At 60.8% G+C, this 18,869-nt stretch carries 17 protein-coding genes; 7 read left to right on the top strand and 10 right to left on the bottom strand.

Annotation, left to right across the window (positions count from 1 at the left end; all coding sequences use genetic code 11):
- The first annotated feature begins 78 nt into the window (after positions 1 to 78).
- From KP699_RS02395 to fdhD, 5 genes are all read left to right on the top strand, one after another.
- The gene (locus tag KP699_RS02395) at positions 79 to 1,395 is read left to right on the top strand and encodes a hemolysin family protein (protein WP_077931698.1); all 1,317 of its coding nucleotides are present in this window, start codon (positions 79 to 81) and stop codon (positions 1,393 to 1,395) included.
- 115 nt (positions 1,396 to 1,510) lie between these two features.
- The gene (locus KP699_RS02390) at positions 1,511 to 2,878 is read left to right on the top strand and encodes a histidine-type phosphatase (protein ID WP_252346724.1); all 1,368 of its coding nucleotides are present in this window, start codon (positions 1,511 to 1,513) and stop codon (positions 2,876 to 2,878) included.
- 75 nt (positions 2,879 to 2,953) lie between these two features.
- Positions 2,954 to 3,370 carry a glycine zipper family protein gene (locus tag KP699_RS02385; RefSeq protein ID WP_035373683.1) on the top strand — a complete coding sequence of 139 codons (417 nt, stop codon included), beginning with the start codon at positions 2,954 to 2,956 and terminating at the stop codon, positions 3,368 to 3,370.
- A gap of 122 nt (positions 3,371 to 3,492) precedes the next feature.
- Positions 3,493 to 4,116, top strand: a complete 624-nt coding sequence (locus KP699_RS02380; RefSeq protein WP_215761479.1) for a molybdenum cofactor guanylyltransferase — start codon at positions 3,493 to 3,495, stop codon at positions 4,114 to 4,116.
- Complete coding sequence (gene fdhD, locus KP699_RS02375; protein ID WP_308164787.1) at positions 4,109 to 4,900, top strand: formate dehydrogenase accessory sulfurtransferase FdhD; 792 nt, start codon at positions 4,109 to 4,111, stop codon at positions 4,898 to 4,900. Before KP699_RS02380 ends, fdhD begins: the two co-directional genes overlap by 8 nt.
- Before the next feature lie 151 nt (positions 4,901 to 5,051).
- Here fdhD and KP699_RS02370 read toward each other — a convergent pair whose 3' ends face one another.
- The 4 genes from KP699_RS02370 to phoB all read right to left on the bottom strand — a co-directional run bounded on the left by KP699_RS02370 (position 5,052) and on the right by phoB (position 10,098).
- A complete protein-coding gene (locus KP699_RS02370) occupies positions 5,052 to 6,767 on the bottom strand; it encodes an OprO/OprP family phosphate-selective porin (RefSeq protein ID WP_077930494.1) in 1,716 nt (571 codons plus the stop codon).
- Positions 6,768 to 6,963: 196 nt separating this feature from the next.
- Positions 6,964 to 7,986 (bottom strand): phosphate ABC transporter substrate-binding protein PstS, encoded by a 1,023-nt coding sequence (gene pstS, locus KP699_RS02365; RefSeq protein ID WP_086656022.1) that lies wholly within the window; start codon positions 7,984 to 7,986, stop codon positions 6,964 to 6,966.
- A 105-nt stretch (positions 7,987 to 8,091) separates the two neighbouring features.
- Positions 8,092 to 9,375 (bottom strand): cell wall metabolism sensor histidine kinase WalK, encoded by a 1,284-nt coding sequence (locus KP699_RS02360; RefSeq protein ID WP_215761478.1) that lies wholly within the window; start codon positions 9,373 to 9,375, stop codon positions 8,092 to 8,094.
- A gap of 30 nt (positions 9,376 to 9,405) precedes the next feature.
- Complete coding sequence (phoB, locus tag KP699_RS02355) at positions 9,406 to 10,098, bottom strand: phosphate regulon transcriptional regulator PhoB (RefSeq protein WP_077930497.1); 693 nt, start codon at positions 10,096 to 10,098, stop codon at positions 9,406 to 9,408.
- A 209-nt stretch (positions 10,099 to 10,307) separates the two neighbouring features.
- On the opposite strand from phoB, the gene KP699_RS02350 reads away from it, so the two are divergent.
- Positions 10,308 to 10,565 carry a hypothetical protein gene (locus KP699_RS02350; protein ID WP_215761477.1) on the top strand — a complete coding sequence of 86 codons (258 nt, stop codon included), beginning with the start codon at positions 10,308 to 10,310 and terminating at the stop codon, positions 10,563 to 10,565.
- Positions 10,566 to 10,805: 240 nt separating this feature from the next.
- Positions 10,806 to 11,141 (top strand): VOC family protein, encoded by a 336-nt coding sequence (locus KP699_RS02345; protein ID WP_215761476.1) that lies wholly within the window; start codon positions 10,806 to 10,808, stop codon positions 11,139 to 11,141.
- Positions 11,142 to 11,258: 117 nt separating this feature from the next.
- On the opposite strand, the gene KP699_RS02340 is transcribed toward KP699_RS02345, so the two are convergent.
- The 6 genes from KP699_RS02340 to trpB form a co-directional block, all read right to left on the bottom strand.
- Entirely contained in the window at positions 11,259 to 12,548 is a 1,290-nt protein-coding gene (locus KP699_RS02340; RefSeq protein ID WP_215761475.1) for an adenylosuccinate synthase, read from the bottom strand.
- A 72-nt stretch (positions 12,549 to 12,620) separates the two neighbouring features.
- On the bottom strand, positions 12,621 to 13,823 hold the full coding sequence (locus KP699_RS02335) for an ATP phosphoribosyltransferase regulatory subunit (RefSeq protein ID WP_215761474.1): 1,203 nt from the start codon (positions 13,821 to 13,823) through the stop codon (positions 12,621 to 12,623).
- 30 nt (positions 13,824 to 13,853) lie between these two features.
- Positions 13,854 to 15,338, bottom strand: coding sequence for an ATP-binding protein (locus tag KP699_RS02330; protein ID WP_215761473.1), 1,485 nt, complete (start codon positions 15,336 to 15,338; stop codon positions 13,854 to 13,856).
- Positions 15,335 to 16,633, bottom strand: a complete 1,299-nt coding sequence (locus KP699_RS02325) for a TIGR03862 family flavoprotein (RefSeq protein ID WP_215761472.1) — start codon at positions 16,631 to 16,633, stop codon at positions 15,335 to 15,337. The genes KP699_RS02330 and KP699_RS02325 overlap by 4 nt, the downstream gene beginning before the upstream one ends.
- A gap of 46 nt (positions 16,634 to 16,679) precedes the next feature.
- Positions 16,680 to 17,513: a tryptophan synthase subunit alpha gene (trpA, locus tag KP699_RS02320; RefSeq protein ID WP_215761471.1), complete on the bottom strand. Its 834-nt coding sequence runs from the start codon at positions 17,511 to 17,513 to the stop codon at positions 16,680 to 16,682.
- Complete coding sequence (trpB, locus tag KP699_RS02315) at positions 17,510 to 18,757, bottom strand: tryptophan synthase subunit beta (protein ID WP_212353897.1); 1,248 nt, start codon at positions 18,755 to 18,757, stop codon at positions 17,510 to 17,512. The genes trpA and trpB overlap by 4 nt, the downstream gene beginning before the upstream one ends.
- Positions 18,758 to 18,869: the final 112 nt, after the last annotated feature.

The following is an 18,869-nucleotide window of genomic DNA, read 5'->3' as shown; positions in this document are numbered from 1 at the left end:
AAATAAATTAGGATTTTAAAAAGGCCGAAGGTATAACCTTGCCCAATAAGCTGTTTCTTATTGAACCCCGAGCGTGTCTTGATCCTTTTTCTTTCCGGTTTTCTCGCCCTCTTCCTGCTGATTGCTGTCAGTATCCTGATTTCTCTCTCCGAGATTTCCTTTGCCGCCGCCCGGGACGTCCGTCTCCGGTCCCGGGCAGAAGCGGGTGATAAGCGGGCACAGGCCTTTCTGGCCCTGCGCCGGAATAGTGGTCAGGTTATTACTGTTCTCCAGATCTGCCTGAACGGGGTGGGGATTCTGGGCGGTATTGTCAGCTCGGAAATGCTCTCCCCGCCCTGTGGTGCGCTGCTGCGCTACTGGGGCCTGCCGGACGGACTGGCGGAAAAAACCGGCTCAGCCGTCAGCTTTATTATGGTCACGGGCCTGTTCGTGCTGTTTGCCGATCTGCTGCCCAAACGCGTCGCCATGAACGCGCCGGATAAAGTCGCGCTGTCCATCGGCTGGTTCCCCAAGCTGGCCCTGCGGGTGCTGTATCCGTTTGTATGGATCTTCTCCAAAGTCTCGGATGCTGTTCTGCGGGCCATGAAAATCCCCGCGGCATCCGCTGTGGAGCCCGTCACTCCGGAAGACCTGCGCGCCATTCTGGCGGCTGGCACGGCCTCGGGCGTGCTGCTGGAGCAGGAACACCAGATGATCCAGAACGTACTGGGTTTGCAGGACCGTTCCGTCACATCCGCCATGACCCCGCGTGATGAAATTGTCTATCTGGACGTGCAGGACAGCGCGGAAAACAACCATGAAAAAGTGCGGGCCAAACCCTATTCCCGCTACCCGCTGTGTGACGGCGGGCTGGACAAGGTTATTGGCTCCATCCGTGCGGAAGACGTTCTGGCTTCTGTGGTGGACCCGGCCAGCATTCCGGAAGGCCCGGCCCTGCGCGGCAACCCGATTTTCCGGATGCGGCGGGATGTGCTGTCCGTGCCGGAAACGCTCAACCTGTGGGATACGCTGGCCCAGTTTGATACGCATGGCGTGGGCTTTGCCCTGATTGTGAATGAATACGGGCTGGTTGTTGGGCTGATTACGTTCAAGGACATCATGGGCGCGCTCATGGATGGTCTGGCCAACCCGTTTGAGGAACAGGCCATTGTGCGGCGTGATGAAAACTCCTGGCTGATTGACGGCGCCGCCCCGATCGGGGACGTCATGCGGGAACTGCATGTGATTGAACTGCCAGACAGCGCCCAGTTTGATACCGTTGGCGGGTTTGTCATGCACCGCCTGCGCCGCATGGCCCGCAAGGCGGACCGCGTGGATGCGGGCGGTTTCCGGTTTGAGGTGGTGGACGTGGAAGGCTTCCGCATCAACCAGCTTCTGGTCACCCGCCTGACCTGAGCAACCCTGTCCGGGGACAGCCGGACCTGAACCATCAGTGCGGCCCCTTATGCGTGCAAAAACGGAAAGTCGGGCCAGCGTCCCCTGATGCACTCAGTCTGTGCTATGCAGACTTATGCTTTCTGTCCGCTTTCTGTCCTGCCTGATCCTTGCAAGCTGCGCCGTCAGCCTCACCGCGCCGTTCAGCGCCCATGCCGAGCCTGCCCGGGCTGCGGCCCCCTCTTCCGGCGCAGTGCTGGAAAAAGTCCTGCTGGTTTCCCGGCATGGCATCCGCAGCCCGACCAAACCCCTTAGCACGCTGGAAAAGCAGACAGGCCGGGTCTGGTCTGTCTGGCCCGTTCCGCCGGGTGAACTGACGGACCATGGTCGCGCCAATCTGGCCGTGATGGGCACGTTTCTGCACCACTGGTACGCGCCTCTGATCACGCAGTCTTCCACACCCTGCGCCTCTGCCGCCGCCATTTTTGTGTGGGCGGATGCCGCAGACAACCGCACCCGCCAGAGCGGCGATATTCTGAGCCATGCCCTGACGCAAGGCTGCACCAGCACGGCGCACAGCCTGCCTGCTGGCCAGCATGACCCGCTGTTCAATGCTCTCGCCGCCGGGCAGGCACGCCTTGAGCTGCAGGACGTCATGCCGCCCCTCGCCCAGGCATTCCAGCAGGCCACCACACCGGGCAGCCCAGAAGCAAACGCTGAGGCAGCCCTTCAGGCGGTCTTTGCGCCCGCCGGGTGCCAGCAGCGCACCGGCCCCTGTTTTTCAGCCCCGGCTGTACTGTCATGGAAAAAGGATCAGCCGCACACCACTGGCGGCCTCACTCTCAGCAGTTCCACGGCGGAAAATCTGTTGCTGGAATATGTGGAGGGCCTCCCCTCCACAGCCTTTGCCAACGCGGCTTTAACACCAGAGGACAAGGACGCCAGAACGCGCCAGCTTCTCGCCACTGTTCTGCCTGCTCATGCCCTGCTGAGTGACAGACTCAGGCGGCTCCCGGCCATTGTCGTGCCCCGCGGGCATGTTCTGGCTGAAGGCCTGCTTAAAAGCCTCGCTGACGAGCCTGTGCCATTGCCAGACGGCTCGGCTCTGCCACCCTCTGCCCGCCTGATCCTGTTTGCCGGGCACGATACAACGCTGGACATGCTGGCTACGCTTTTTGGGCTGGACTGGTCCTTTACGGACCAGCCGGACCGGACCGCCCCGGATACCACGCTGGCCTTTGAACTGTGGCGGTTACCGGATGGGCAGAAAGATGTGCGCTTCCGGGTCTTCCATCAGTCTCTGGAACAGTTACGGCTGGCCCGGCCCATACGCCCGCAGGCGGGAGAAGGTGCGCCACTCCTGCTGCACAGCCGGTTCTGCTCTGCCGCTGCACAGACGCCGTGCAGCCCGGAGGCACTGGCCCTCAGCCAGAAAAGCCTTACGGAACAAGCGTGCAGGCCGTCCCCCGCGCGCCACAGACAAGCTGCTGCGGCTGCTCATTAAATGATTTGCCTGTGCTCAAAAAAATGCCAGAATCTGGTGTTTAACACGTGTCCAATTTCAACAAGAGTGTGTGTCATGAGCTTCAAAAAAGCGTCTCTCGTTCTTCTTCCGGCGCTTCTGCTGACTGCCTGCGCAGAAACACCGATGGGCCCGACCGCCATGGTGCTGCCCGGCCCGGGCAAGAATTACGCCACGTTCCAGCAGGAGCAGAATTTCTGCCGCTCTCAGGCTAGTGCCGCTGTGCAGGGGCAGGCCGGCAGCCAGAACCGTAAGGCTCTTTACGGCGGTCTGGCCGCAACGGCTCTGGGTGCTGGTCTGGGCGCTGCTGCGGGCGGCGGGGCTGGCGCCGGTATTGGTGCCGGTGCGGGTGCTCTGGGCGGCGCGCTGGGCGGTGGGGCGTATTCCCGCAGCCAGCAGGGCGACATCCAGACCCAGTACAACAATGCCTATGTGCAGTGCATGGTGGCATATAAGAACGTCCTGCCCCGCTAAAACCCGGCCAGCGTCCGGTTTATTGGGCTTTACGGTCAGGTGGCTCGCGTCAAGCGGGCCACCTTTTTTATGCGGCGGAAAAGCCCTTGCCTCCCCAAAGCAACAGGCCGATGCTCCGCACTATGAGCGCCTCTCTCCCTCTCTCCCGCATTGCGGCCCTTGTGCTGGCAGGTGGTTCCGGCTCCCGCCTTGGCGGATGTGATAAGCCCCTTCTCCCCCTTTCCAGGACTCAAACGGTGCTGGATTACGTGCTGACAGCACTCCGCCCCCAGTGCAGCGCGCTGGCCATCAGCGCCAATGGGGATGCCGCGCGTTTTGCACCGTGGAACCTGCCTGTTTTGCCAGACACCGAGGCTGACATGGGGCCACTGGCAGGTATTCTGGAAGGCCTGCGCTGGGCAGAGACCTTAAACTGTTCCGTGCTGATCACGGTCCCCGGAGACACGCCGTTTATTCCGGCGGACCTGCCCCACAAATTGCTACCTGCCCCGGCTGTTGCCGTCACACAGACCCGGCGGCATCATCTGGTGGCAAGCTGGCCCGTGGCGTGCCGGCCTGCTCTGGAACACTGGCTTGAGCAACCGGACAGTCCGGACAAACGCCGCATCCGCTGTTTTGCCGCATCGCTGGGGGTGCAGGACGTTGTGTTTCCTGACCACACTCCGGATCTGTTTTTCAATATCAACACACCCGATGATTACGCCTATGCCCGCGCACTGGCCCATGGAGGCCTGACCCGTGTCTGACTTTGTCATGACCCACTGGCCTGTCACCCGTTTTACCGAGACGGAAACAGAGACGACCACACTGGCCATTGCGGAAGAAACCCCGGTCAGCTTTGTGTTTAACAGTGTGCCCTACGCGGTGATGATGGCAAGCCTTCAGGATCTTGAAGACTACGCCTATGGGTTTTCCATTACAGAGCGCCTTGTCTCGCACCCCTCCTCCATCAAAGCTGTCAGAACAGAGATCGGGGAAGATGGCGTAACCCTCTTTCTTGATATTGCCGGGGAGGACTTCCGGCGGCTGTTACAGTCGCGCCGCGCCATGACGGGCCGGACAGGCTGCGGTGTTTGCGGGAGCGAGGATCTGAAAAGTCTGCACACGGCCCTGCCGACTGTGCCCGCCATGCCCCCCATCCCTCTTGCCGCTATCCGGCACGCCGTCAACACTCTGGCCGGGCATCAGACGCTGAACGCACAGGTGCATATGGTACATGGTGCCGCATGGTGCGCGGCAGATGGCAACCTGCGCATGATCCGTGAGGATGTGGGCCGCCACAACGCACTGGATAAACTGATTGGTGCAGGCCTTCGTCAAAATGTCTGTTTTTCTGAAGGATTTTGTCTGATTACCAGCCGCTGCTCTTTTGAAATGGTGCAGAAAGCCATTCTGGCGGGTTTTTCAACGCTGGTCGCTATTTCCGCGCCAACCACCCGCGCTTTGCGGCTGGCGGAACAGGCTGGTCTGACTATTGTGGCGCTCGCACGGCGGTCCTCCCAGTCTCTGTTTACAGGGACTGTTAGATAAAGCCTTTTTCCAAAATACTATTTTCAACAAGATCATTCTAAAAAACAGACCATAAAAAACCCCCTTCAGGCGGCCCTGAAGGGGGTTTTTATCATTCGGTCAGGACAATCGTGCTGAAAGAGCCCCGGTCAGGCCTCTTTCAGACCGTGTTTTAGAAACCTGCCTGAATACGGGCAGCAACGGAGTTACCCGTGCGGCCGTAGATGTTTGTGGCCTGCATGCTGCGGGACACGATGAAGTGGCTGTAATCAAGCATGATGCGGAAGTGGCGGTTGGGATACCAGTTCAGGCCACCCGTCCAGACCGTCTGCTGACCACCACGCACAACGTTCTTCGCGTTGGCATCGTTCAGGCGGCTGTTGAGGTCGATCACACTGTAATGGCCGACAACTTCCAGCGCACCCCAGTGGTTACGGGCGGGGTCAAATTCCTGAGCTTCCGGCACACCCGGAGCACCGAAAGCACCTTCTTTTTCATTATACAGACGCGGGTTGCCGAACAGCGTGTAAGCCGCAGAGCCATACCAGCCCTGGAAACCAGCAGATTTCAGGCCCGGCGCGTCACGCTGAACACCCACGTGATAGTATTCACCCTTCACAATCAGGCGCTTCCAGCGAACACCCAGTTCCGGACCAGCAGCCCAGACCTGTGCGGCATTGCTGATGCCACCGGTTGCAGCCAGGTTGGCTTCACCAATGTCAAACTCAGGACGCTGGCCGAAAGATGTGGAGCGTGAGCAGTGATAGGCATCCGTGGAGTTACAGGCCAGACGGAAGGCAGAAATCCCGGAAGCGCCCATATGCACATCCCAGTTTTTCGTCGCAACCGGACGCCCGGCAACACGCAGGGTTGCACCCGTCTGGCTGTCCACCGTAGAGCCGCTGCCACCACCGTAATACGTGCTGCTCATGTCAGATGCGTTGCGGTGACCCCATTCCTGACCGGTGAAATAGCCTGCAATCCACCAGCGTTTTTCATAGTGCAGACCACCAACGCTAAAGCGGGCGTCACCCGCGGCGATGTTACGCACCATGTCGGTAATGCTGGGACGCTCAAGCGTGAAGAAGTCGTTGGAGCTTTCGGAATCTTCTTCCGTCACGCGCGGCTGGAAGTAGCCTACCGTCAGGATGGTGTTGTGCAGGCCGGTATAGTTCAGGTTGCCTTCATACAGGCCGACATATCCGTCATTATGGTTTGCGCCAAAGTCAGGTGTCACAGCCGCAACAAAGTTTTTGTAGCGGAAGGTGAACGGGATACGCAGGCGGCGCATGTTGCTGGTAAAGCTGTTGAACGCGCCACGCGCTTCGTTCCCGCGCGGTCCGGAATTAAAGAAGCCGCCGAAATCTTCATGGAACGCAAGACCGATGGACAGGCCGTAAGCACCATCTTCAGACGCAACCGTGAAACGACCTTTCGGGAAGCCGACGATCATGCCGCCGACATGCACGTTTTCATCACTCTTGGTGGCAGCGCGGAAAGATTTCCAGGACATGACGTCCCCGCGGTCAGACGTCGGGGTGCCGGCATTGGCCAGATGAATGCGGTTTGCAAAGGGAGCGGGTTCATTGAACTGCACGCTCGGGTCAACCGGTCCGGAGGCAATCTCACGATGAGCACGACCGCCATGAGCTGATGCGGTGCTCATGTGGTCCTGTTTGTGAGAGACGCTTTCTGTGCGGGCGAGACGGGATTTCAGCGTTGTGATCTGCCCCATCATCTCTTTGCGCATTTGCGCCATTTCAAGGCGAAGAGCGCGGATCTGCGCATCATCAGAGGAGGATGCCATTGCGACGGGGGCTGCGCCACCCATCAGAAAAGAAGCAAACGCAAGAGATGAAATAACCGGTTTACAGCGCATCATTGCCATTCCAGAGGAGAGAAGATGAACGCTGAATATCCCGGCGAACGCACTTTGTGCGTGATGGTTTCGTGATGCTTTCGTTACAGTTGTATGACAAAAAAGGCGGGCTGAATAATTCAGCCCGCCTTCACATATCAAAAGACTTTATGAACAGGATTTTTTATAAAGTCTTCTAAAAAGTATTTATAAAATAAGGGAAGGATTATTTTGCGCTTTTCCATGCGGACAGGATGCTGGTTTTAACAGCCTGCGGCAGAGCAACATAATCCAGCTTCTGTGCTGTTGCATCACCCTTTTCAAACGCCCAGGTGAAGAACGTGCGAACGGCTTCACCGCGTGCAGCATTTTTCGGAGCGATCGGAGTCAGCACATAAGTTGCGGAAACAATCGGCCAGGCCCCTTTACCCTGCGTATCGAGCAGGTTGACCGCAAAGTGAGACGCATGCTGCCAGTCGGCGGCTTCTGCTGCGTGGGCAAAACTTGCCTGATTTGCAGCAACATCTTCACCCGCACGGTTGTGCAGCTTGACAGTCGTCAGATGGTTGCGGCTGGCATAGGCATATTCAACATACCCGATAGCGCCTTCCGTGTTCTGCACAGTTGCAGCAACACCATCATTCCCACGGGCACCCAGACCACCGGGCCATGAGATGGAGGTGCTGGCACCCAGAGAATCGTGCCATGAGGCAGAAGCCCCGGCCAGATAGGACGTGAAGACAAACGTGGTGCCAGACCCGTCCGCACGGTGCACAGGGGCAACCGGCATATCAGGCAGTTTTACACCCGGGTTGAGGGCTGCAATTTTCGGGTCATTCCATTCCGTGATTTCACCGGAATAAATGCCAGCCAGCACAGCACCGCTCAGGCGCAGCGCATCAGCCTTGATGCCCGGGATGTTAATGACGGGCACAATGCCGCCCATAACCGTGGGGAACTGAAAGAGACCGGCGGATTCAATCTTTTTTGCATCCATCGGCGCATCGGAGGCACCGAAATCAACCGTTCCTGCCAGAACCTGATTCTGTCCGGCGCTGGAGCCAACGCTCTGGTAGTTTACCGTCACGCCAGCGGCGGTCTTGGCGGTCTCACCCCAGGCTTCATAAATCGGGGCGGCAAAGCTGGAACCCGCGCCAGTGACGCTTTCAGCCCGGGAGATGCTCGGCAGTGCAGCGGTCAAGCACGTTGCAGCAAGCAGACACAGAGCAGGCCTGAAGGAAAGACGCATTTCGGTTTTATCCCTGGACATCATAAATAACGACGCAAATCGTTACGTCGGGGACAAGCCTTAGCGGGTTTAGCTTCGCCACGGCATGACATGTTCAAGACTATTTTATGAAGGTTTTGTGACAGCGGACGCAGCCGCAAGCGGCAGCCAGATTTTGCATGTTGTGCCCTTGCCCACCGTGCTTTCCACCGCAAAGCGACCGCCATGCCGCGTGACCACATGCTGCACAATGGCGAGCCCGAGTCCGCTGCCCTGCACGGAGGCGGCTGTCTTGGGCACACGATAAAAATGCTCCGTCAGCCGGGGCAGATGCCGTGCGGCAATGCCCGGCCCGTTATCCGTCACACTCAGCACAACCCCCGGCCCGGCTGGCCAGCGTGAATCGGGCGGAGCAAGCGTGCAGGAGACTGTTACGTGCAGGGCGGGCGATGCGCCGCCATCATGCGGCAAGGAGCCATATTTGACGGCGTTTTCAATCAGGTTGATCAGCACCTGCACAAGCTGGCTGGTATCTGCGGCAACGCACCATGCCGGGTCTGGCACAGACTCAATGGTCAGCCTGACTTTTTTTAGCCGGAACAGCGCCTGAGACTCGGCCTTCAGGCGGGCCAGCAGATCCGCCAGCGCCACAGACCCGCGCGGGCGCTGATGCTCTACACGCTGTACGCGGGACAGATAGAGCAGATCATCCAGCAGATGCTGCATCCGCTTGCCCTGTGCGGCCATGATCCCCAGAAATTCCTGCTGGGCTTCCGGGTCATCCGCCGCCGGACCTTGCAGCGTTTCCACAAACCCCATGAGGGCAGCAAGCGGCGTGCGCAGTTCATGGCTGGCATAAGCGACAAAATCCGTATGCTGGCGCTCGGTATTATCGGCTTCCGTTTCATCACACAGCGCGACAAAAACCAGTGCGTTGTGCGCGCGTTCTGTCGAGGCGCTCATACCCCGCGCACCAGTAAACAGCACAGCAGGCAGAACATGCTGCTGGAAACGGGCCTGTATGACCCTGTGATGCGGGACATCCAGCACAATACGGGCCGTTTCCGACGTGACAGCAGCCTCTGTGCTTCGCTCAGCCAGCCGGTCCAGCGCCGTCTGGAAAGCGGGGTGCCGTTTGATACTGCCCAGCGTATCCGCAAAAATCCGGTGTGCCTCTGGTGAGGCATAATGCAGCCGACGCTCCTCATCCAGCACCATCGTCGCCGCGGGCACACAGGCCATGACCTGTTCCACCCCTTCCGGCACGGCGGTTCTGGAAAACTGAAGCGTATCGTCCTGAGTGTAGCGGGGCGTTTCTGTTTTTTCCGGCCGGAGCCGGGCTGCCAGCAGGCTTGCGGTCAGCCCGCTGCCAACCAGCACGCCTGCAACAGCAACGAGTGCCTCATGCATGATCAGGCACTCCGCTGCGTCAGAACGCTCTTAGTCCTGTGGCATATCAAGTGCATATCCCCGGGCGCGGACAGTTCTGATCAGGTCTTTCTCATCCCCTGCGTTCAGCGTCTGCCGCAGCCGTCTGATATGCACGTCCACAGTGCGCAGTTCCACACAGGAGCTGCGCTCCCATGCCTGTTCCAGCAGTTCCTCGCGCGAGAAAACCTGACCGGGATGCGTCATCAGGAATTCCAGCAGTCTGTATTCCGTCGGCCCCAGAGGCAGGAGACGCCCGTTGCGCTCCACCTTGTGCGCCACGCGGTCCAGCACCAGAGACTCAAACTTGAGCACATTGCCTGAAGGGGGCAGCCGCCGCAGCATGGCTTTAACGCGCGCAAAAAGCGTTTCCATGCCAAATGGCTTGATCAGATAATCATCCGCGCCAATTTCCAGCCCGCGCACGCTGTCCGTCTCCTGCCCGCGCGCACTGAGCATGATAATGGGGATGGACTTTGTTTTGGGCTGCTCTCTCAACTGCCGGCAGACTTCCAGCCCGGAAATATTGGGGAGCATCCAGTCCAGCAAAATCAGGTCCGGCGCACGGCGGCTGATCTGGTCAAGAGCTGTATGGCCATCCCCCGCCAACCGCACGTCATAGCCCTGCTTTTCCAGATTATAGCAGATCAGCCGGGAGAGTGCCGGGTCATCCTCAACAACGAGAACACTTGCATTGTGTGTCATGAACACCCCATAGCGATTCGCGCGCAGAATAAGCCGGGGGACTGAGGAAAAACAACCGGTGTCACAAAAGTTACACACTTTACGACCTCTGCCGGGAAAGCTCTGCTGGGGTGCAAAATCATTCTATGCAAGCTCCGGAATTCTGGATTATGGAGCGCTCAGGAGCCGGACCGGCAATTGTGCCGGATGCGCCTCCAGGAAACGCTCGCATGAGTATTTTTCGCACATTTCTGCCGCAGCGCTGCAGAACCTTTTTCCAGACCCTGCAAAACCAGATCTCCCGCTCCTTTTCTGAACGCGGACTGCTCGAACTGGGGATGCTGGAAGGCATCTGCACCACGCTGGAAAACAAAGCCCAGCAGGAGCGTATCCGGGCACTGTATCCGGCGTCTGGTCTCTTCGGGGCGTTTGCAGACGCGGATACCGCGACGGCCATGCAGCAAAACCCGATGCACCCTACGCCCTGACGGCGGCGCTGGCTCCAGACAACACGGCGTCTGGCACCGTTCAGGAACATTTACGGGTTTTGCCCGGTTACAAGGTTTGCCGGTTGCACGGGTTCAGGTGGCAGGTGCTTGCGTAACCTGCCTGTAAGCCCCGCATCCTGCCCCCTCACTCCTGCTTGCCCGAACTGACTCTCCGCTTTTAAGCTGACAAAGAGCCGCGTGCTGCTTCGTCCGGCACGGCGCAGACAGGGGGAGAGCAGGATGGCGCATATCAATTTTGTTGAATTACCAGCCCGGAATCTGAAAGAAGCCAAAGCGTTTTACGAGAGCGTTTTTGGCTGGAGCCTGACAGACTTTGGCCCGGACTATGCCTGCACCATGACAGGTAACGTAGATCTGGGCTTACAGGGCGACGCAACAGAAGCCCCTGCGGCACCCCTGCCTGTTGTGTGTGTCGAAAATCTGGAGGCCGCACAAAAGGCCGTCATTCAGGCCGGAGGCACTCTGAGCAAAGCGCCGTTCAGCTTCCCCGGTGGCCGCCGCTTCCATTTCCGGGACCCCAACGGCATGGAAATGGCCATTATGCAGGCCGACTGACGGCCCCCTGCCGTTCTGGATAAAAAAGACCCGCCTTGTGCCCCCGGCATCCTCAGATAAGAGGAGGCCGAAAATCACGTAGCGGGTCTGAACGCCGTTTTCAGAATGGATGTTTAATCAGTCTTCAAACGGGTCACGCATCAGGATGGTATCATCGCGGTCCGGGCTGGTGGACAGCAGGGTAACGGGCGCTCCCACCAGTTCTTCAATCCGGCGCACATATTTAATGGCTTGAGCCGGCAGGTCGGCCCATCGGCGGGCACCGTGCGTGGTGTCTTTCCAGCCTTCCATGGTTTCAAAAATCGGCTTGATCCGGGCCTGCGCCGCCGGGGAGGACGGGAAGCGGTCGGTTTTTTCACCATCCAGATCATAGCCCACGCAGATGCGGATTTCATCGAACCCGTCCAGCACGTCCAACTTGGTCAGCGCCAGACCATTCACACCGCCCACGCGCACCGCATGGCGCACCAGAATGGCATCAAACCAGCCACAGCGGCGCGGACGCCCCGTCACCGTGCCAAACTCATGCCCGCGCTCACCAATCTTGCGGCCAACATCATCAAACAGTTCTGTCGGGAACGGCCCTTCCCCCACGCGGGTGCAATAGGCTTTAGCAATACCCAGCACGAAACCGGCGGCGTTCGGCCCCATGCCAGCCCCGGTGCCTGCATTGGAGGCAACAGTGTTGGAACTGGTGACGAACGGATAGGTCCCGTGGTCCACATCCAGCATCACAGCCTGAGCGCCTTCAAACAGGATCCGGCGGCCACCGCGACGGGCTTCATCCAGAATATCCCATGTCGGCGCCATAAACGGCAGCACCTTGGGGGCAATTTCTGTCAGGAAGGCCATCAGCTCTTCCTTTTTAAACGTCTCGGCACCCAGACCAGCCAGCAGCGTGTTGTGGTGCAGCAGCAGCTCGTCCAGCTTCCAGTCCAGCGTTTCCGGCTCGGCCAGATCACACAGGCGGATGGCGCGGCGGGCCACCTTATCTTCATAGGCCGGGCCGATCCCGCGGCCTGTGGTGCCAATCTTACGGTCCCCACGGGCAGCTTCACGCGCGCGGTCCAGCGCACCATGCACGGGCAGGATCAGCGGAGCGTTCTCCGCAATTTTCAGGGTGTCCGGCGTCACCGTCAGCCCCTGTTCCTGAATACGGCCAATTTCCGCCAGCAGCGCCTGCGGGTCCACCACCACGCCGTTGCCGATAATGCCCAGCTTGCCGCTGACGACCCCTGAGGGCAGCAGGGAAAGCTTGTAAACCTGATTGCCGACAACCAGCGTATGCCCGGCATTGTGGCCACCCTGAAAGCGCACAACAATGTCTGCCCGGCTGGCCAGCCAGTCTACAATTTTACCTTTGCCTTCATCGCCCCACTGGGCGCCGATCACCGTGACGTTGGACATAAACGGTCTGCTCCTGGAAAATCTGCCTGAAAACCTGTGGGGAGGCTGAGCCATGCCCCGTGGTGGAAAGGGTCAGTCAAGCTTTGTGCACGTTGCACCGGAAAGAATGTGGCTGCACCCCAGACGCTGCGCCTCGGCCCGGTTCTGTTCGGGACTTGCGGCGTGAGACGTGGAGGACAGGGCCGCCAGCGTGGCATGCCCTTCCGCCCGCAGACGCGCTGCAACCTGTGCATCCGCATCCGGGGCAAGATAAACGCGCGGGCAGGGCTGCGCAGGCGGAATGGTGCGGAACAGCACATCCGGCCGGAACGTCAGCCCGCAGGCGGGTTCATTATCACTGGAGAGGTAGCGGCCACCACGGCCAAGCTCTTCGGCGCGGCCGACGGCAAACACCGTCACACACACGCCGGTATGATATTTCCAGCCACGGAATTCGACCGGGTCAACCGTCAGCCGCAGAGCCGGCGCGGTTTTGCGCACGGCGGCAACCGTTGCGGCCAGACGCTCACTAAAGGCGCGGGCACGCGGCGGCAGGCTGATATGGGCAAGCTGGTCAAGCGCCTGCTCCGCCGGGCCTGCGGCCCGCAGCAGGGCAATCAGCGTCTCGGAAAGCGAGCCGCCGAGTTCCGCCACAGCGGCGGCATCCTTACGGTCCAGAGCGCGCATCAGTACAGGGCGCACGCTGGGGGAAATGCTCGCTTCTTCCAGCAAAGCGGGCACCAGCGGCGGCATTGTCAGGTCAAACGAGACCTCCGGCACCCCGAGCTGGGCAAGGGCTTCCGCCCCCACGGACATCACTTCCGCGTCCGCCTGCGGGCTGTCCGGGCCAATCAGCTCAATCCCGGCCTGCATGATCTGCCGCCCGCTTTCTTCCGCAGCGGCAGGCATCACCACCACACAGGCCCCGGAATAGGACACACGCAGGGGGCGCGGGGCGGCACCAAGCCGAGTCGCAGCCATACGGGCAATCTGCGGGGTGATATCGGGCCGCAGGACCATCATCTTGCGGGTATCCGGGTCCATCACGCGGAAGCTCTGGTCCGCCAGAGTCGCGCCCGAACCCGCCAGCAGGGTCTCCTCAAACTCCATCAGCGGCGGCCTGACACGGTCATAACCATGTGAGGCGAACACGCGCATAAGGGTCGCAACCCCTTCTGCCTCAGTCCGGGCATCGGGGGTCAGGAGGTCTACAAAGCCAGCCGGGAGCAGAGCCGGGCTAAAGGGCGGGTCATCCGTCATGCTTCGGCCTATAGCACCGCACGCCACGCCCGTCATGCCCGCACACCAGCACTTTTTTAAGGAGTTTCACCCCTGAGGGACGCCGGGCAGCGTCTCCCACCCCGGACCAATGACGGTAATGACGCGCCGGCCCATCCCGTCAGCCCGCAGGACAATGATATTCCGGTCTTCCAGCCATTCCACCAGACGCCGGGCGCGCGCCTGCGAGACCGTGCCGTAGACGCGGGCAATTTCCGCATCGGACGGGCACGGCAGACGGCCAATGGCCGCACGCGCCAGAAACAGGAAAACGGATTGCAGGTCTTCCGGCAGGGCGTTGGCCAGCGCCTCCGCCTGCTGCCAGTCCGGCGTGGTGGACATATCCTCGCTCACACCGCTACGGGCCGTGGCCAGCGCGCGATTGAACGCCTTGAGGTCCAGTGCATTGCGGCCCAGCCCGGCAATCCGGCAGCGCACCAGAAAATCCTGATACAGCACGGCAGGAGCCCGGAAAGATGTTTCATCATCCGCCAGCATGTCCCGCAAAATGGCGTTCATGCGGGCTTCCCGCTCGGCCTGATCTTCCGGCGGTTCCTCCTGCTGCTGCTCTTCCTGCAGGGCGGTGGCCTGTGCCTCGCCATGCGCGGCAAGCTGGCTCAACAGGTCCGGCGGGGGGGCGGCAGGCGGCTTTCTGGGTCGGGCAAATGTTTCTGCCTGCGGCACAGGGGCCAGAATCAGGTCATGCACCGGGGCTGAGGCTGGTTCAAACGGTGTCAGCACCGGGCCAGCGGACCGGCTTTCCGTCTCCACCGCGCCAACCCGCACGGGGATTGGCCTGCGGCTCAGCGCCGGACCAAGGGCGACAAAGGTGCCCCGCGCCAGATCCCGGAAGGCTTCCGCCTGTCGGCGCTCCATGCCCAGCAGGTCCGCCGCGCGGGCCATGTCGATATCCAGAAAGGTACGGCCCATAAGGAAGTTGGAGGCTTCCGCTGCCACGTTCTTGGCCAGCTTGGCCAGACGCTGCGTGGCGATAATGCCTGCCAGACCACGTTTACGGCCACGGCACATCAGGTTGGTCATCGCGCCAAGCGAGGCGCGGCGGGCTTCATCCGTGACCTCACCGGCGGCAGCAGGCGCAAAAAGCTGGGCTTCATCCACCACCACCAGCACGGGGTACCAGTAGTCTCGCGGGGCCTCGAACATGCCGCCCAGAAACGCCGCAGCCCACTTCATCTGCTGGTCTGCGTCCAGACCTTCCAGATTCAGCACGACAGAGGCCCGGTGCATGCGCATCCGTTCCCCGGCGGCATGCAGCGCCATTTCCGAACACTCGGCCCCGTCTATCACCAGATGGCCGAATTTTTCCGCCAGACTGACAAAATCGCCTTCCGGGTCAATAATCGCCTGCTGCACCATGCGGGCCGACTGCTCCAGCAGACGCCGCAGCAGATGCGACTTGCCGGACCCGGAATTGCCCTGCACCAGAAGCCGGGTGGCCAGAAGTTCGGCAAGGTCCATCCGTGCCGGGCCACCCCCCGGCACATCACCCATCACGATCATGTTGCTGCTCATAGGGGCATCCGATACCGCTCCGGATGGGTCTCCCGCAACCATGCAAGCGCACCCTGCGCGGCACCCCGCCCGGTTGCAAGGCAGGCGTGCAGCAGATAACCGCCCGTCGGCGCCTCCCAGTCCAGCATTTCACCAGCCGCAAAAACACCGGGCAGCACACGCAGCATCAGCCGGTCATCACACGCGGCCTGCGTAATCCCTCCGGCGGTGGAAATAGCGCGGGCCAGCGGCTCCACGCCCGTCAGCCGCACAGGCACGGCTTTAATTCGTGCCGCCAGAGCGGGCATGGACGCAGGCACAGGCCCGGCCTCCCGCAACAGGGCCACCGCTACCGGCGGCAGGCGCAGGGCCTTGCGTAATTTGTTGGACAGGCTCTCACGCGGGCGCACAGCAGCCAGCCGTTTTGCCAGATCCTGCACAGACAGATCGGGCCGCAGGTCACACAAAAGCTCCGCCGCCCCATGCCGGGCCAGATGCTCCCGCAGCGGCGCAGATAACGCATAGAGCGCGCCCCCTTCCAGTCCGGACGCCGTCACCACCAGTTCCCCCCGCACGGTCTGCCCCGCAAACGTGAGTGCGACCGGCTTGAGCGGTGTTCCGGCAAATCGTTCCCGGACAGGCTCTGACCACGCGACCTGGAAGCCACAATTCGACGGACGCAAAGCTGAGACAGCAACGCCCCGCTGTTCCAGCAGAGAAACCCAGCCGCCATCACTCCCCAGACGTGGCCAGCTTGCCCCGCCTAATGCCAGAATGACCGCGTCCGGCGCGGCAAAAAGCGAGGTGTCTTGTGCCTGCCCCGCTGCATCAGACACCCTCTCGCCTGCTTCAGACGGATTTTTGGCGGGAGACTGCGCAAACGTCAGATGCCCGGCTGCATCCCAGCCCGTCCAGCGGGTGCGCGGATGCAGCGTGACCCCCTGCCCCTGCAACCGCGCAAGCCACGCCCGCAGCAAAGGAGAGGCCTTCATGACGCTGGGGAAAATGCGGCCAGAAGAGCCGACAAAACTTTCCTGCCCAAGCCCTGCCATCCACTGCCGGATATCCTCCGTGCTCCATGCCGCCAGAAAGGGCGCAAGCCACGAAGCGGCCCCGGCATAGCGGGCCAGAAACGGTTCCGGAGGTTCAGAATGGGTGATGTTCAGGCCGCCACGCCCGGCCATCAGCATTTTGCGGCCAAGGCTTGGCATGTGCTCCACAACCTGCACGGCGCAGCCTGCGGCAGAAAGGACTTCGGCGGCGGCCAGTCCTGCCGGGCCGCCGCCGATCACACTCACACGGAAGGGGTGCGTCATCCCTGCAAAGCGGATGCAAAAGCGTAAAAATGCTGCAAAAGACGAGTCATCCCGCCTTTTTCTCCCCGGCGCGCACGGCGGCAGCCAGCCCTTTAATCTGCTCCAGCACGCGGGGGAGTGTCTGATCTGTCGCCTTGCCGTCCGTATCCAGTGTGTCAGCCAGAGTAGACAACAGGGCAGACGCCACAACGGCCCCATCCGCAATACCGGCCGCCGTCGCGGCCTGCTCAGGGGTGCGGATACCAAAACCGATGGCAACCGGCAGGTCCGTCGCGGCACGGATGCGCAGCAGAGCCGCCTGCAAATCTTCCGCGCTGGCCGTGCGCGTGCCCGTAATGCCGGTAATGCTCACATAATAAACAAAGCCGGACGCATGAGAGAGCACGTAACGCAGCCGCTCATCCGACGTTGTGGGAGCCACCAGACGGATAATATCCAGCCCGGCGCTCTGCGCAGGGGCTTCCAGAATATCGGCTTCCTCTGGCGGCAGATCGACCAGAATCAGGCCGTCCACCCCGGCAGCAGCAGCATCCTCGCAGAAGCGCGCATGGCCGTAGGCTTCTACCGGATTGAGGTAGCCCATCAGAATAACAGGTGTGGCCTGATCATCCTTTCGGAAATCCGCAATCAGGTCCAGCACACCCGCAAGCGTTGCCCCGGCCTTCAGGCCCCGGCGCGCGGCGAGCTGAATGACCGGGCCGTCGGCTGAGGGATCAGAAAACGGCATCCCGACTTCAATCAGGTCCGCACCCGCGGCAGGCATCGCCTTGAGCAGCGCCAGAGACGTTTCAAAATCCGGATCAAAGGCTTCCAGATACGGGATGAGTGCACCGCGCCCTTCTGCGGCCAGTGTTTTAAAACGGGCGGCAATACGGCTCACAGCTTCACTCCCAGATGCTCGGCAACGGTGAAAATATCTTTATCGCCCCGACCGGAAATATTGATCACCAGCAGGGTCTCTTTCGGCAGGGTCGGCGCAATTTTGGCAGCGTAGGCAATGGCGTGCGCGGATTCCAGTGCTGGAATAATGCCCTCCGTGCGGGTGCAAAGCTCAAAGGCTTTCAGAGCTTCATCATCCGTCGCGCCAACATATTCCGCACGCCCAATATCGCTCAGCCAGGAATGTTCCGGCCCCACGCCCGGATAGTCCAGACCGGCACTGATGGAGTGGGCCTCATCAATCTGCCCATCCGCGTTTTGCAGCAGATAGGTGCGGTTGCCATGCAGCACACCGGGGCGGCCCCGCTCAATGGATGCCGCCGTCTTGCCGCTATCCAGACCACAGCCAGCAGCTTCCACGCCAATCAGGCGCACAGAGGGATCATCCAGAAACGGGTGGAAAATCCCCATAGCATTGGACCCACCCCCAATGGCGGCCACAATCACATCTGGCAGACGGCCTTCCTGCGCCTGCATCTGCTCTTTGGTTTCATCCCCGATCACGCTCTGGAAATCACGCACCATGGCCGGATAGGGGTGCGGGCCAGCAACCGTACCCACCAGAAAGTAGGTATCCGCGATATTGGCAACCCAGTCGCGCATGGCTTCATTCATGGCGTCTTTCAGCGTTCCGGCCCCGGCGGTAACCGGCACCACCTCCGCCCCCAGCAGACGCATGCGGAACACGTTGGGCTTCTGGCGCTCAACGTCCGTTGCCCCCATGTAAATCACGCATGTCATGCCAAACAGGGCACACACGGTCGCGGTGGCCACGCCATGCTGCCCGGCCCCGGTTTCCGCCACAATGCGGGTACGCCCCATGCGGCGGGCCAGCAGAATCTGCCCCATGACGTTATTGAGCTTGTGAGAGCCGGTGTGGTTCAGCTCCTCACGCTTCATGTAAATTTTAGCACCCCCCAGCTCTTCCGTCATACGACGGGCAAACCAGAGCGGGCTGGGGCGGCCAACATAATCGCGCAGGTAAAATTCCAGCTCTTTATGGAACGCCGGGTCCGCCTTTGCCGCCTCATAGGCCTGATCCAGTTCCAGCAGCAGCGGCATGAGGGTTTCCGCAACAAACCGTCCGCCGTACCGGCCACCAAAATGGCCGCGCGCATCCGGGCCATGCCGGAGAGAATTAGCCTGAGTTGCTGCTGTGCTGTGCTGTGCTGCCGGGTCCGCCATGGGGGATTCTGCCGCTCCTGATTTTTGCGTCTTATGCCGGGGCCGCCCTGCCCCAAAACAGAACGTCTGGCTTACCAGAAGCCACAAGCCCTTGCCCAGAGGGGAGGATGTC

The sequence above is a fragment of the Acetobacter sp. P1H12_c genome (assembly GCF_018811975.1).
Taxonomy (GTDB): Bacteria; Pseudomonadota; Alphaproteobacteria; order Acetobacterales; family Acetobacteraceae; genus Acetobacter; species Acetobacter persici.
The sequence above is the reverse complement of the archived record's forward strand: the minus strand, read 5'-3'. Positions and strand labels throughout refer to the sequence as shown.